Origin of the sequence: Mesorhizobium sp. CA7, assembly GCF_020165015.1 — a bacterium.
Classification (GTDB): Bacteria; Pseudomonadota; Alphaproteobacteria; order Rhizobiales; family Rhizobiaceae; genus Mesorhizobium.
Genome location: NZ_JAIUHH010000004.1, coordinates 417,551 through 430,968, shown reverse-complemented (window position 1 = coordinate 430,968; position 13,418 = coordinate 417,551). Strand labels below are relative to the sequence as shown.

13 protein-coding genes are annotated in these 13,418 nt (G+C 64.2%); 9 read left to right on the top strand and 4 right to left on the bottom strand.

Annotation, left to right across the window (positions count from 1 at the left end; translation table 11 throughout):
- Positions 1-209 precede the first annotated feature (209 nt).
- Positions 210-950 carry a L,D-transpeptidase gene (locus LB552_RS12160; RefSeq protein WP_224605749.1) on the bottom strand — a complete coding sequence of 247 codons (741 nt, stop codon included), beginning with the start codon at positions 948-950 and terminating at the stop codon, positions 210-212.
- Positions 951-961: 11 nt separating this feature from the next.
- Between LB552_RS12160 and LB552_RS12155 the strand changes: the two genes are divergently transcribed.
- Positions 962-1,123, top strand: a complete 162-nt coding sequence (locus tag LB552_RS12155; protein WP_224605746.1) for a hypothetical protein — start codon at positions 962-964, stop codon at positions 1,121-1,123.
- A gap of 40 nt (positions 1,124-1,163) precedes the next feature.
- A complete protein-coding gene (locus tag LB552_RS12150) occupies positions 1,164-1,802 on the top strand; it encodes a DNA-3-methyladenine glycosylase I (protein ID WP_224605743.1) in 639 nt (212 codons plus the stop codon).
- 205 nt (positions 1,803-2,007) lie between these two features.
- On the opposite strand, the gene LB552_RS12145 is transcribed toward LB552_RS12150, so the two are convergent.
- Positions 2,008-2,391, bottom strand: coding sequence for a hypothetical protein (locus tag LB552_RS12145; RefSeq protein ID WP_224601053.1), 384 nt, complete (start codon positions 2,389-2,391; stop codon positions 2,008-2,010).
- 27 nt (positions 2,392-2,418) lie between these two features.
- On the bottom strand, positions 2,419-2,655 hold the full coding sequence (locus tag LB552_RS12140) for a hypothetical protein (protein WP_224605726.1): 237 nt from the start codon (positions 2,653-2,655) through the stop codon (positions 2,419-2,421).
- A gap of 238 nt (positions 2,656-2,893) precedes the next feature.
- Between LB552_RS12140 and hisS the strand changes: the two genes are divergently transcribed.
- From hisS to LB552_RS12110, 6 genes are all read left to right on the top strand, one after another.
- Positions 2,894-4,405, top strand: a complete 1,512-nt coding sequence (gene hisS, locus LB552_RS12135) for a histidine--tRNA ligase (protein ID WP_224605723.1) — start codon at positions 2,894-2,896, stop codon at positions 4,403-4,405.
- A 174-nt stretch (positions 4,406-4,579) separates the two neighbouring features.
- Positions 4,580-5,698 carry an ATP phosphoribosyltransferase regulatory subunit gene (locus tag LB552_RS12130; protein WP_224605721.1) on the top strand — a complete coding sequence of 373 codons (1,119 nt, stop codon included), beginning with the start codon at positions 4,580-4,582 and terminating at the stop codon, positions 5,696-5,698.
- A complete protein-coding gene (gene hisG, locus LB552_RS12125; protein WP_224605717.1) occupies positions 5,695-6,396 on the top strand; it encodes an ATP phosphoribosyltransferase in 702 nt (233 codons plus the stop codon). Before LB552_RS12130 ends, hisG begins: the two co-directional genes overlap by 4 nt.
- 86 nt (positions 6,397-6,482) lie before the next feature.
- Complete coding sequence (locus tag LB552_RS12120) at positions 6,483-8,243, top strand: AMP-binding protein (protein WP_224605714.1); 1,761 nt, start codon at positions 6,483-6,485, stop codon at positions 8,241-8,243.
- Positions 8,244-8,253: 10 nt separating this feature from the next.
- Positions 8,254-8,877 (top strand): poly-gamma-glutamate hydrolase family protein, encoded by a 624-nt coding sequence (locus tag LB552_RS12115; RefSeq protein ID WP_224605711.1) that lies wholly within the window; start codon positions 8,254-8,256, stop codon positions 8,875-8,877.
- 136 nt (positions 8,878-9,013) lie between these two features.
- A complete protein-coding gene (locus LB552_RS12110; protein WP_224605708.1) occupies positions 9,014-10,060 on the top strand; it encodes a calcium:proton antiporter in 1,047 nt (348 codons plus the stop codon).
- A gap of 57 nt (positions 10,061-10,117) precedes the next feature.
- Here LB552_RS12110 and LB552_RS12105 read toward each other — a convergent pair whose 3' ends face one another.
- The gene (locus LB552_RS12105; RefSeq protein ID WP_224605704.1) at positions 10,118-11,026 is read right to left on the bottom strand and encodes a hydrogen peroxide-inducible genes activator; all 909 of its coding nucleotides are present in this window, start codon (positions 11,024-11,026) and stop codon (positions 10,118-10,120) included.
- A 173-nt stretch (positions 11,027-11,199) separates the two neighbouring features.
- Here LB552_RS12105 and katG point away from each other — a divergent pair, with 173 nt between their 5' ends.
- On the top strand, positions 11,200-13,407 hold the full coding sequence (gene katG, locus LB552_RS12100; RefSeq protein WP_224605701.1) for a catalase/peroxidase HPI: 2,208 nt from the start codon (positions 11,200-11,202) through the stop codon (positions 13,405-13,407).
- Positions 13,408-13,418 lie beyond the last annotated feature (11 nt).

The window sequence follows — 13,418 nt, the reverse complement described above, 5'->3', positions numbered from 1 at the left end:
CCGCCTCATGCATGGAAAAAAACAAAAAACGAAAAAGGCAGCGCGGTTTCCCTGCGCTGCCTTTTCGCGACTGGCCGTATCCCCACACGGCCCGTCCCCCGTAAACCCCTTCGCTGGTTAAAGCACATCCCGCAGGATGGCACTATGACTTGGCTGCAACAGCATCAGACAAAAGGTGCTGCGCCGTCTAACCAGCTGATTCGCTGCGATTATATCACCTCGACCGTCGTTCCGACATTCACGCGCTCGTAAAGGTCGACGACATCTTCGTTGCGCATGCGGATGCAGCCGGAAGACACCGCGCCGCCGATCGTCCAGGGCTGATTGGTGCCGTGGATGCGGTATTCGGTGGTGCCGAGATAGAGCGCGCGCGCGCCGAGCGGGTTCTCGATGCCGCCGGCAAGATAGGTCGGCAGGTAACGGCCCTTGGCCGCCTCGCGCTTAATCATCTCCGCGGGCGGGCGCCAGTCCGGCCAGACCTTCTTGTCGGTGATCTTGTGGGTGCCCGACCATTCGAAGCCGGGCTTGCCGGTGCCGACGCCGTAGCGGCGCGCCTTGCCGTTCTTCTCGATCAGGAAGAGGAAATTCTGGTGCGTATCGATGACGATGGTGCCCGGCTTCGCAGGGCCGTCATAGGCGACTTCCTGCGGCAGGTAGACCGGATTGATCTGCGGCCGCATCACCATGCGCTTGGCCGGCTGCTGCACGGCCGCCGTCTTCTGCCGGTCGGGCTGCGCCTGAAACAGGCGCTGCAGCGGCTGCTGTGCCGCCTGCCGGGTTCGGCGCACGATGCCCGGCGCGTGGCCAAGCTGCAGCACCCAGGGCGCCGAAAGGTCGGGGCTCACCATGACGGGCGGCACGTCGGCATAGCGGTCATTGGCAAGGGAAGTCGTGGCGCCGGCGGCAAGAATGGCCACCGCGCCGAGCAGGGAACAAAACGCTGTCTTCATCGGAACGCACCTTGATCGAACTCATCCGGGGCGGCGAGGGCGCCCTCGGTTTCGCGATCCTTGGCGCGGAGCGGCAAGCAAAACATGAATCGGAATGCGTAAAATGCCGCTTTGTCAGTAAACCTTTTGGTGTGGTTACCGGCCAGTTCAGGAATCTGGTAAAGCCACGGTAAAAGCGGCGCTGAAGCGCATTAACAAATGGATCTGCTGACGATGGCGACTGAAAATGCCGGCATTCTCGATGGCCCCGACGGCAGGGCGCGCTGCTTCTGGCACGGCAATTTGCCGGACTATCTCCACTACCACGATCACGAATGGGGCCGGCCGGTGACGGATGATCGCCGGCTGTTCGAAAAGATCTGCCTCGAAGGCTTCCAATCGGGCTTGTCGTGGCTGACCATCCTGCGCAAGCGGGAGAATTTCCGCGAGGCCTTCGCCGGTTTCGACTTCGACAAGGTGGCGGCGTTCACAGACGCTGATGTCGAGCGCCTGCTCGGCAATGCCGGTATCATCCGCCACCGCGGCAAGATCGTTTCGACCATCAACAACGCCAAACGCGCCCGCGAGATGGTCGACGAGTTCGGCTCGCTTGCCGCCTGGTTCTGGAAGTTCGAGCCGGGTCCGGGCGAGCGGCCCGAAATCGTCGACCTGGCGCATCTGCGCGCTAACCCGACGACGGCGGTGTCGGTCAGGATATCCAAGGAATTGAAGAAGCGCGGCTGGAGCTTTGTCGGCCCGACCACGGTCTATGCCTTCATGCAGGCGATGGGCCTAGTCAACGACCATCTCGAAGGCTGCTACTGCCGGGCAGAGGTGGAGAAAGAGCGCAAGAAGCTGAAGCGGCCGAAGTAGGGGTGCTTTTGCCTTCTCCCCTTGTGGGAGAAGGTGGCCGCGAAGCGGCCGGATGAGGGGGTGTTCCAGGGAATGCCAGCGCTCACACCGCCGGAGGAGACGGCAAGTTTGCCGGCGCCTCACTTCGCTGGAGCACCCCTCATCCGTCTCGGCGCTAACGCGCCGATCCACCTTCTCCCACAGGGGGAGAAGGAAAAGAGGCGCGCTACTTCTCGAATCTGCCCTTATGGCCGCTGCCGTTGATGTCCCAGACCAGACTGGAGCCGGACACCGTCAGCACCAGTCCGCTGAAGCCGCTGTCGTCGGGCGTATGATGCGTGGAGGCGGAGCTGCGGCCTGCCGGGATGACCTCGACAGTCGAGCCCTTCCTCACCCAGCAGCCTTTGCCGTACTGGTCGTTGGCGCCATAGGCGAGCGCGAACTCGAAGCTGCCGTCTTTCTTCAACAGCAGTTCTGAACCGACCTCCATGACGCCGTTCAGGTAATAATGGCCGGCAAGACGGGCATCGCCCGGCTGGCAGGCGTTGGCGGCGCTCGTCGCGCCAACAGCCAGCGCGCCGGCAAGCGCGCACGCAAATCGCAACTGCATGATGATCCCCGATCGTTGAGTGAAAGGTCAGACGGTGCCGGCGCCGGCCAGGAACAACCCGGCAATGATCGCCGCCACCGCCGCGAAGGCCGGATAGATCACCAGCAGGCCAGTCACCAGCGCGTCGCGCACGGCGGGCTCGCGCGCCTCGGCCGCGACCTCGAACGGCCCGGCCGGCTGCTGGGCCGGCTTGAGCGTAAAGCCGCCGGCAGGCCGCAGCCTGGCCGATGTGCCGCTCTCGATAATGTCGTTAGCCGTCGTCATGGTCCCCGAACCCTTGTTTCGACGCGCTTTATGGTCGCCGATTGTGTCGGCAGCATGCCGCGCCGACGGCGGAATTGTTTCGTTTTTCGCGTGGTTTGTTTCAGCTCTTTCCTTCCCACAAGGGAGAAGGAAAGAGCCCACCCTTGCCGCACCTAGCAGCATCGGTTAGGACACGCGCGCCTTGGAAATAGGAAATTTCCTATCTAAGGCGTGCCACGAAACGCCGAGTACTCATCCCATGGCCGACAAATCCGAAAAGACGAAAGCGCGGCTGCCGCGCGGTTTTGCCGACCGCAGCGCCGAGGATATTCGCGCCGTCGAGAAGATGATGGCGACCATCCGCTCGGTCTATGAGCTTTATGGCTTCGAGCCGGCCGACCAGCCGCTGATCGAATATACGGATGCGCTCGGAAAATTCCTGCCCGATCAGGACCGGCCGAATGAAGGCGTGTTCTCCTTCCAGGACGATGACGACCAGTGGCTGTCGCTGCGTTACGATCTGACCGCGCCGACGGCGCGTTTCGTCGCCGAGAATTACGACAGGTTGCCAAAACCCTATCGCAGCTACCGCTCCGGCTGGGTGTTCCGCAACGAGAAGCCTGGTCCCGGCCGCTTCCGCCAGTTCATGCAGTTCGACGCCGACACCATCGGTACGCCGGGTGTCGCCGCCGATGCCGAGATGGCAATGATGATGGCTGACGTGATGGAAGCGCTCGGCATCAAGCGCGGCGACTACGTCATTCGCGTCAACAACCGCAAGGTGTTGGACGGCGTGCTGGAAGCAATTGGCCTTGGCGGCGACGAGAACATTGGGCGCCGACTGCAAGTGCTGCGAGCCATCGACAAGCTAGACAAGTTTGGACCACAGGGGGTGAAACTCTTGCTGGGCAAGGGTCGTTGGGATGGCGGCAAGGAAGGCGAAGGTGATTTCACCAAGGGAGCCGGCCTTGACGATGTCCAAGTTGAGGCCGTCCTTTTCGCTACCGCAAAGCCTGATCGAGCCAGCGAGGGCCACCAAGATTCGGCTATTCGAGCGAGCCAATTCTTCAATGACGGTCTGGCTGAATTGTCGACTATCGAAGCTTTGGTCAGGGCCGCTGGCTATGGCGAAGACCGCATCGTGATGGATCGCTCCGTCGTGCGCGGCCTCGAATACTACACCGGCCCGGTCTTCGAGGCCGAGTTGCTGGCCGAGATCCCCAATGACGAAGGCCAGATCGTGCGCTTCGGCTCGGTCGGCGGCGGCGGCCGCTATGATGGGCTAGTCTCGCGCTTCCGCGGCGAGCCGGTGCCGGCGACCGGCTTCTCCATCGGCGTCTCGCGGCTGATGACGGCGCTGAAGAACCTCGGCAAGCTCGACGCCTCCGATGTCATCGCGCCGGTCGTGGTGCTGGTCATGGACAAGGACACCGAAAGCCTCGGCCGCTACCAGAAGATGGTTGCCGACCTGCGCGCCGCCGGCATCCGCTCCGAAATGTACCTCGGCGGCGCCGGCATGAAGGCGCAGCTGAAATATGCCGACCGCCGCGGCAGCCCGGTCGCCATCATCCAGGGCGGCGACGAGCGCGCCAAGGGCGAGGTGCAGATCAAGGACCTGATCGAAGGCGCGCGCCTGTCGGCCGAGATCGCCGACAATGCCGAATGGCGCGCGGCAAGGCCGGCGCAGGTGACGGTGGCGGAGAGCGAGCTGGTTGGCGAGGTGAAGAAGATACTCGCGGCGCAGGCTGAGGAGCGCGCACGTGGCCGATAGGGCGCCGACCTCCCCTTCTCCCCTTGTGGGAGAAGGTGGCCGAGCGAAGCTCGGTCGGATGAGGGGTGTTCCAGGGAACGCCGGCGTCTCATTCCTTCCAACACCCCTCATCCGTCTCGGCGCTGCGCGCCGATCCACCTTCTCCCACAAGGGGAGAAGGGGAAGGGGCGCCGCATGACCTCCCGTCCCGCCATCGCCGCCGGCATCGTCGAACTCTTCGCCGCCCGCGACACCCACGCCGTGGAAGTCGCCGTGCTGCAGCCTGCCGATCCGTTCCTCGACATGGCCGGCGAGGATCTGCGCCGCCGCATCTTCCTCACCGAAAGCGAGACCGGCAAGACGCTGTGCCTGCGGCCCGAATTCACCATTCCCGTTTGCCTCGATCACATCGCCAGCCAGGCCGGCACGCCTCGCCGCTATTCCTATCTAGGCGAGGTGTTCCGCCAGCGCCGCGACGGCGGCAACGAGTTCTTCCAGGCCGGCATCGAGGATCTCGGCGACCGCGACACGGCCGCCGCCGATGCCCGTTCGCTGGCCGACGCCCATGCGCTGCTGTCGCTGGTGCTGCCCGGCCGGAAGCTCGCCGTCACGCTTGGTGACCAGACCTTGTTTGAGGCCGTGCTGGCCGCGCTCGGCCTGCCGCGCGGCTGGCGCATGCGCCTTGCCCGCGCCTTCGGCTCGGCGCCGATGCTGGAGGCCGCCCTTGCCGATCTCGCCAATCCGCCGCGCAACAGTCAGCTTTCCGGTCCGGTCGCGCTCCTGGTGCTCGACGGCGATGTGGAAGGCCTTGCCGCGCATATTGCCGACGGCATGGAGGAAGCCGGGCTGTCGGCGTCATCCGGCCGCGCGCCTGCCGACATTGCGCGCCGGCTGATCGAGAAAGCGCAACTGCGCAGCGTGCGGCTGTCCGACGAGGCCTTCTCGGCGTTGAAGGGCTTTCTCGAGATCGACGTCGCGCTCAGCGACGCGACCGCGGCGCTGGAAAAATTCGCCGCCGATGCCGGCCTGTCGCTGGGACCGGCGCTGGAGAATTTCGCCGCCCGCGCTAAGGCGATCGAGGCGCATGGGCTGTCGGCGGCGCAAATCCGCTATGACGCCGCCTTCGGCCGTCCGCTCGATTACTACACCGGCCTGGTCTTCGAGATCGCGGCGGCGGATGGCGATCGCCCGCTGGCCGGCGGCGGTCGCTACGACCGGCTGCTGACGCTGCTGGGTGCAAAAAAGCCGATTCCCGGCGTCGGCTTCTCGGTCTGGCTCGACCGTATCGAAGCCTTGCGGGAGAACGCCAAATGATCACGCTGGCGATCCCGTCGAAGGGCCGTCTCAAGGAGCAGTCGCTCGAAGTGCTGGCCAAGGCCGGCCTGGCCGTGAGCCTGCCTGAAGACGACCGCAAGTACCGCGCCCGCATCGACGGTCTCGACAATGTCGAGGTGGCTTTCCTGTCCGCGTCCGAGATCGCCGGCGAGATCGGCCAGGGCGCGGTCGATCTCGGCATCACCGGCGAGGACCTTTTGCGCGAGAACCTCGCCGACTGGGAAGCGTGCGCGGAGATCGTCGCCCGCCTCGGCTTCGGCCATGCCGATGTCGTGGTGGCGGTGCCCGACATCTGGCTGGACGTCGACAGCATGGCCGACCTCGATGATGTTGCCGCCGATTTCCGCCAGCGCCATGGCCGGAGGCTCAGGATCGCCACCAAGTACTGGCGGCTGACGCAGCAGTTCTTTTCGCTCAAGCATGGCATCCAGGTCTACCGCATCGTCGAAAGCCTCGGCGCCACCGAAGGCGCGCCGGCCGCGGGGCTGGCCGACGTCATCGTCGACATCACCACCACCGGCTCAACGCTTCGCGCCAACCACCTCAAGGTGCTGGGCGACGGTGTGATCCTGAAGTCGCAGGCTTGTCTCGTTGCTTCGAAGAAGCAGCGCGATGCGGCCGACGAAGCGATCCTGCGCGACATCGCCGCGAAGATGAGCGTCCTCCCTCCTCGCTGAGGGGCCTCAAGCAGAGGGGGACCATTGACGGATTTCCACCGTCCCCATCGGCTGATAGGCTGGCTTATCCCGGGAGGAGAACGGCGATGGCGATCAAACTCGACGAGCTCATGAACGCCACCAATCTGCGCAAGACGCGCAACAGCTTCGTTGCCCCGGTTGGCGACAAGGCGCATGTGTCGGGCGACCGGTCGGTGCCGCTGCTCGACAAGACCATTCCGGAATTGTTTTCCGATACGGTGAGCAGATACGCCACGCTCGACGCCGCCGTCTTCGTCGGCCAGGACAAGCGTTTCACCTGGAGCGAGCTGTCGGACGCGGTCGACGCCTTGGCTGCCGGTTTCCTGGCGCTCGGCCTCGAAAAAGGCGACCGCGTCGGCATCTGGTCGCCGAACCGCTGGGAATGGCTGGTGACGCAGTTCGCCACCGCCCGCATCGGCCTGATTCTGGTTAACATCAACCCGGCCTACCGGCTGACCGAGCTCGAATACGCATTGAACAAAGTCAGCTGCAAGGCGCTGGTCACGGCGGTTCAGTTCAAGACCTCCGACTATCTCGGCATGATCGAGATGTTGGCGCCGGAGATCGCCAAGGCGGAGCCCGGCAAGCTCAAGGCTAAGAAACTGCCGGCGCTGGAAATAATCATCCGGATGGGCGACGACAACTCGCCCGGCATGTTCAATTTCGGCGACGTGCTCGCAATGGCCGGTCGCGACGAGCATGACAGCCTCGACCGCATCTCCGAAGGCCTGAAGCCCGGCGAGGCCATCAACATCCAGTTCACCTCAGGCACGACCGGCGCGCCGAAAGGCGCGACGCTGACGCATTCCAACATCGTCAACAACGGCAATTTCGTCACCTCGGCCATAAAACTCACCACCGAAGACCGGCTCTGCATTCCGGTGCCGCTCTATCACTGCTTCGGCATGTCGATGGGCACGATGGGCTGCGTGTCGAAAGGCGCGACAATGGTCTTCCCTGGCGAAGGCTTCGATGCCGGCGCGACGCTGAAAGCGGTGGCGCAGGAGCGCTGCACCGGTCTCTATGGCGTGCCAACCATGTTCGTCGCCATGCTCGACCATGCGGGTTTTTCGAGCTTCGATCTCTCCAGCCTGCGCACCGGCATCATGGCCGGCTCGCCATGCCCGATCGAGGTGATGAAGAAGGTGGTGTCGCTGATGCATATGAGCCAGGTGACCATCGCCTATGGCATGACGGAGACCAGTCCCGTCTCCTTCCAGAGCAGCGTCGACGATCCGCTGGAAAAGCGCGTCTCCACCGTCGGCCGCATCCACCCGCATGTCGAGGTCAAGGCGATCGGCGCCGACGGTGGCACCGTCGCGGTCGGCGAGCCGGGTGAGCTCTGCACGCGCGGCTATTCGGTGATGAAGGGCTATTGGGACGACGCCGAAAAGACCCGCGAGGCGATCGACGTCGACGGCTGGATGCACACCGGCGACCTCGCCACGATCGACGCCGAGGGCTATTGCAACATCGTCGGCCGGGTGAAGGACATGGTCATCCGCGGCGGCGAGAACGTCTACCCTCGTGAGGTCGAGGAATTCCTCTACCGCCATCCGAAAATAAAGGAAGTGCAGGTCTTCGGCATCCCGGACGACAAATATGGCGAGGAGCTCTGCGCCTGGATCGTGCTGAAGCCCGATCAGATCGCCACCGCCGAGGAGATCAAGGCCTTCTGCGCCGGCCAGATCGCGCACTACAAGGTGCCGCGCTACATCCGCTTCCGCACCGAGCTGCCGATGACGGTGACCGGCAAGCCGCAGAAGTTCCTGATGCGCGAGGCGATGGTGGAGGAGCTCGGGCTGGTGGCGCAGAAGACGGCGTGAAACGGCATCTATGGACAACGAGTTTCCAAATTTCGCGGCGCTGAGAGCCGCCAAAATTGAAAACGTGGATTATCGCATCGTTGTCCGGCGGGGCGCGCGAACCGGAAGTGCCATCGTCATGGCCCCGCATGGCGGCAAAATCGAGCCTCGCACCTCCCTGATCACCGAGACGATAGCAGGGGCCGATCTCGATATGTATTGCTTTGAAGGGCTCATGCCGGAAAGCAACCGGGAGCTGCACATAACGTCCAGGAACTTTGACGAGGCAATCGCGCTCGAACTGTTGCGGACGAAGTCCACCGTCGTCGCTATCCACGGCCGTCAGGATCGCGACGATTTTTCGACAGTCTATCTGGGCGGCAAGGACGCCGCGTTGGTTTCAGAGATAGCCGGGCGTCTGCAGGAGGCCGGTTTCCAGACAAAAAGAGACAATCATCCCTTTCCCGGTATCCAGGATTCGAACATCGTGAATCGCGGGCTGACGGGGAAGGGAGCGCAGCTGGAAGTGCCTTTCTCGCTGCGCCGCCGACTGGGCAACGAGCCGGAACTTCTGGAAAAATTCTGTGGGGCAGTTCGTAACGCCATCGAGACATTCGACGCCATAAACGGCGCCCAGTCCCCGACCATGTTTTGAATGCTGCAACGATGCCCGTGATGCTCCCCAGGCGCTTTTCCGCTAAGCTCGGGCAAACGCCTGGCATTCGGTGGCTTCGATGACTGGTTATGCGCGATCGGTGACGTCCTACACGATGCCGTTGGTGGCGCTGGCAATGGCTTTCGCGGTCAGGGCCAGCGGCCTTTCGGTCGACGAAGGGTCGCTGAATACCAGGATCCTCATTGGGGTGCTGTCGAGCGCCATCATGTTCACCACCATTTTCGTCGTGCTCGACCACGCCGAGGCAGTCGCCTCGCGCGTGGGCGAGCCCTATGGAACTTTGGTGCTGACATTTGCGGTGACGGCAATCGAAGTGTCGATCATCGTCTCCATGATGCTGCATGGAGAAAACAACCCGACGCTGGCGCGCGAGTCCGTTTTCTCGACGGTGATGATCACCTCCACCGGCGTCGTCGGCATCTGTCTCACGCTTGGCGGCTGGCGCTACCGCAAGCAGGCGATCCTGCGGCAAGGAACCAGCGCATACCTGTCGGTTCTGATCGCGCTGACCGTGATGACGCTTATTCTTCCGACCTACACTCAAGCCACGGATCCCGGCACGTTTTCGGCGGCTCAGCTTGGTTTTGTCAGCGTCCTTTCGGTGCTGCTCTATGCGAGCTTCGTGTTCGCCCAAACCGTCCGGCACCGGGAGGACTTCGTCCAGGGGCAGGCGCACGACGCTCCGACGCGAACTGCAACCCACGGAAGCATCTCCGTCAGCGCGCTCCTGCTGCTGAGCGGGCTCGTCGGCATTGTCCTGCTCGCCGAGCAGGTCGCCGCGAGCGTGGAGGATGCGCTCGCCGCCTATCAGGTGATCCAGGCCGACAGCATCGTAGGGGCAATGATCGCGGCACTGGTTTTGATGCCGGAGGCGATCTCGGCGATCCGCGCCTCCTTCAAGAATGAGCTGCAGCGCAGCCTGAACGTCGCGATGGGCTCGGCCTGCGCCACGATCGGCTTGACGATACCGGCGGTCGCGGCGGCCAGCCTGCTGACGGGCAGGGGCCTGACCTTGGGGCTCCCGGCGTCCGATGCCGTGCTTCTGGTGCTGGCGCTTTTCATCTGCAGCGTCAGCTTCAGCACCGAACGAACGACGTTCCTGACCGGCATGGTCCATGTCGTGGTGTTTTTTACCTACGTGTTTCTGATCTTTGTGCCGTGAAATTTGCGGTGGGCCGAGCATCGGCGCCGCAGATGGAGAGGGGCATGAACCAGCGCTTCACACCCCCAGCACCGCCCGGTCCAGCCCGCGTATGATCCGCGCCAATTCAACGCACTCGTCCTGCCTTGCCTTGTTGCGGCGCCAGGCCATGCAGATCATGCGCTGCGGCATCGGCTCCTGGAACGGCACGATCTTCAGATCCGGCATGACGCCGGCCGCACTTGCCGCCATTTCCGGCACCAGCGTGACGCCGAGCCCATGCGCCACCATCTGCAGGAGCGTCGTCAGGCTTGTCGCGCCGTAGCTTGCCATCGCCACCGGCCGCACATTGCCGCAGACGGCCAGGGCCTGCTCGCGCAGGCAGTGGCCTTCCTCCAGAAGCATCAGCCGCTCCAGCGCCGGGCTTTCGGGCGGCACCGGCGGCGAGGCGAACGCCGGATCGCCGGCGGGCACGGCGAGGAAGAAGCGGTCGGGGAAAAGCCCTTCGGTGACGATCGCCGGCTGATCGAGCGGCAAGGCCGCGATGAAGGCGTCGAGCCGGCCGGACGTCGCGTCCTCGACCAGCGACGCGGTCACTGCCTCGCGCAGTTCGAGCTGCAGGGCAGGATAGTGCTTTTTCAGCTCCGGCAGCACATGCGGCAGGAGATAGGGCGCGACCGTCGGGATCATGCCCAGCCGGAAGCGTCCTTCCATGGTCGGGCGGCCGCGCCGGGCAGTCGTCTCGACGTCACGTATATCCGCCAGAATGCGCTCGATACGCGGCTGCAGGGCAAGCGCCTCGTCGGTCATGCGCACCGTCTTGCCGCCGCGCTCGAACAAAAGGCAGTTCAGCCGCTCTTCCATCTCGGCGATCTGCGCGGAAAGGGCCGGCTGGCTGACGCCGGCGAGCTTCGCCGCGCGGCCGAAATGCAGCGTCTGAGCCAGCGCGTCGAAATACTGCATTTGCCGGACGGTGAGGCCAATCATAAGAAAATCCTATCAAACGAAACAGGAAAGGCAATTTGTCTTTATCGGCAGGCCGGCCTAATCTGGAATCGTTCCAGGTTGGCGCGGCCAGCGGCTGCCCCCGAAATTTCGGGAAAAATCAACCTCGGCAAAATTCAACCACGGCAAAACCTCGGCAGAATCGGGAGACTAAGATGGACGCGAAAACCGACGACAACAGCGCTGGCAAATGCCCGGTGGCGCATGGATCCGCACGGACCAACCGCGACTGGTGGCCGAACCAGCTCGACCTTTCCGTTCTCCACCAGCAGTCGAACCTCTCGGACCCGATGGATGAAGATTTCGACTACGCCAAGGAGTTCGCAAGCCTCGACCTTGATGCGGTGATCGCAGACCTGCACAAGGTCATGACGGATTCGCAGGACTGGTGGCCAGCCGACTTCGGCCATTACGGGCCGCTCTTCATCCGCATGGCTTGGCACAGCGCCGGCACATATCGCATCGGCGACGGCCGCGGCGGCGCCGGCGCCGGTCAGCAGCGTTTCGCGCCGCTGAACAGCTGGCCGGACAACGCCAATCTCGACAAGGCGCGCCGGCTGCTGTGGCCGGTCAAGCAGAAATATGGCCGCAAGATCTCCTGGGCCGACCTTCTGATCCTCACCGGCAACGTCGCGCTGGAATCGATGGGCTTCAAGACCTTCGGTTTCGCCGGCGGCCGCGCAGACGTGTGGGAGCCGGAGCAGGACGTGGACTGGGGCTCCGAAACCAAGTGGCTTGGCGACGAGCGCTATTCGGGCGACCGTGAGCTTCGCGGCCATCTCGGCGCCGTGCAGATGGGCCTCATCTATGTCAACCCGGAAGGCCCGAACGGCAAGCCGGATCCGGTTGCGGCGGCGCGCGACATCCGCGAGACCTTCGGCCGCATGGCCATGAATGACGAGGAGACCGTGGCGCTGATCGCCGGCGGCCACAGCTTCGGCAAGACGCATGGCGCCGGCGACGCTTCGCTGGTGGGCGCCGAGCCGGAAGGCGCCGGCATCGAAGCGCAGGGCCTCGGCTGGTCGAGCAAATACGCCTCCGGCATTGCCGGCGACGCCATCACCTCGGGCCTCGAGGTCACCTGGACGACGACGCCGACCAAATGGAGCAACAATTTCTTCGACAACCTGTTCAACTATGAATGGGAGCTGACGAAGAGCCCGGCCGGCGCGCATCAGTGGACGCCGAAAGGCGGCGCCGGCGCCGGCACCGTTCCGGATGCGCACAATCCCTCCAAGCGTCACGCGCCGGCCATGCTCACCACCGACCTCGCGCTGCGTTTCGATCCGGCCTATGAGAAGATCTCGCGCCGCTTCCACCAGAACCCGGACCAGTTTGCCGACGCCTTCGCCCGCGCCTGGTTCAAGCTTACCCACCGCGACATGGGCCCGGTCGTGCGCTATCTCGGCCCGCTCGTGCCCAAGGAAGAGCTGATCTGGCAGGATCCGATCCCGGCCATCGACCACGAGCTGGTGAGCGAGGCCGACATCGCTGCGCTCAAGGCCAAGATCCTGGCCTCCGGCCTGTCGGTATCCGAGCTGGTCTCGACTGCCTGGGCCTCGGCCTCGACCTTCCGCGGCTCGGACAAGCGCGGCGGCGCCAATGGCGGCCGCATCCGTCTGGCGCCCCAGAAGGACTGGGAGGTCAACGAGCCGACTCAGCTCGTCAAGGTGCTGGCCAAGCTGGAATCCATCCAGAAAGAATTCAACGCAGACCAGATCGGCGGCAAGAAGGTCTCGCTCGCCGACCTCATCGTGCTTGGCGGCGTCGCCGCGGTCGAGAAGGCGGCGAAGGACGGCGGCACGGAAGTCAAGGTACCCTTCACGCCGGGCCGCATGGACGCTTCGCAGGAGCAGACGGACGTCGCCTCCTTCGCCGCGCTGGAGCCGAAGGTAGACGGCTTCCGCAACTATGCCCGCGGCAGGTTGCCGATGTCGGTCGAAGCGATGCTGGTCGACCGCGCCCAGTTGCTGACGCTGACCGCGCCGGAAATGACGGTACTGGTCGGCGGCCTGCGCGTGCTCGGTGCCAATGCCGGCGGTTCCAAGCATGGCATCTTCACCGACAGGCCTGGCCAGCTCACCAACGACTTCTTCGTCAACCTGCTCTCGATGGCGACCGTCTGGGATCCGGCGGCCGGCTCAGAGCCGGGCTCGGACGAGGTTTACGAAGCGCGCGACCGCAAGACCAAGGAGGTCAAGTGGACCGGCACCCGCGCCGACCTGATCTTCGGCTCGCACGCGCAGCTGCGCGCGCTCTCCGAAGTCTACGCCTCGGCCGACGCCAAGGCCAAGTTCGTCAAGGATTTCGTCAAGGCGTGGACGAAGGTGATGAACGCCGACCGCTTCGACATCGCGAGATAAGGTCGTACCTC

Coding starts and splice junctions, on each gene's coding strand:
- LB552_RS12160 (WP_224605749.1), bottom strand. CDS start 950: ATGAAGACAGCGTTTTGTTCCCTGCTCGGCGCGGTGGCCATTCTTGCC.
- LB552_RS12150 (WP_224605743.1), top strand. CDS start 1,164: ATGGCGACTGAAAATGCCGGCATTCTCGATGGCCCCGACGGCAGGGCG.
- LB552_RS12145 (WP_224601053.1), bottom strand. CDS start 2,391: ATGCAGTTGCGATTTGCGTGCGCGCTTGCCGGCGCGCTGGCTGTTGGC.
- LB552_RS12140 (WP_224605726.1), bottom strand. CDS start 2,655: ATGACGACGGCTAACGACATTATCGAGAGCGGCACATCGGCCAGGCTG.
- hisS (WP_224605723.1), top strand. CDS start 2,894: ATGGCCGACAAATCCGAAAAGACGAAAGCGCGGCTGCCGCGCGGTTTT.
- LB552_RS12130 (WP_224605721.1), top strand. CDS start 4,580: ATGACCTCCCGTCCCGCCATCGCCGCCGGCATCGTCGAACTCTTCGCC.
- hisG (WP_224605717.1), top strand. CDS start 5,695: ATGATCACGCTGGCGATCCCGTCGAAGGGCCGTCTCAAGGAGCAGTCG.
- LB552_RS12120 (WP_224605714.1), top strand. CDS start 6,483: ATGGCGATCAAACTCGACGAGCTCATGAACGCCACCAATCTGCGCAAG.
- LB552_RS12115 (WP_224605711.1), top strand. CDS start 8,254: ATGGACAACGAGTTTCCAAATTTCGCGGCGCTGAGAGCCGCCAAAATT.
- LB552_RS12110 (WP_224605708.1), top strand. CDS start 9,014: ATGGCTTTCGCGGTCAGGGCCAGCGGCCTTTCGGTCGACGAAGGGTCG.
- LB552_RS12105 (WP_224605704.1), bottom strand. CDS start 11,026: ATGATTGGCCTCACCGTCCGGCAAATGCAGTATTTCGACGCGCTGGCT.
- katG (WP_224605701.1), top strand. CDS start 11,200: ATGGACGCGAAAACCGACGACAACAGCGCTGGCAAATGCCCGGTGGCG.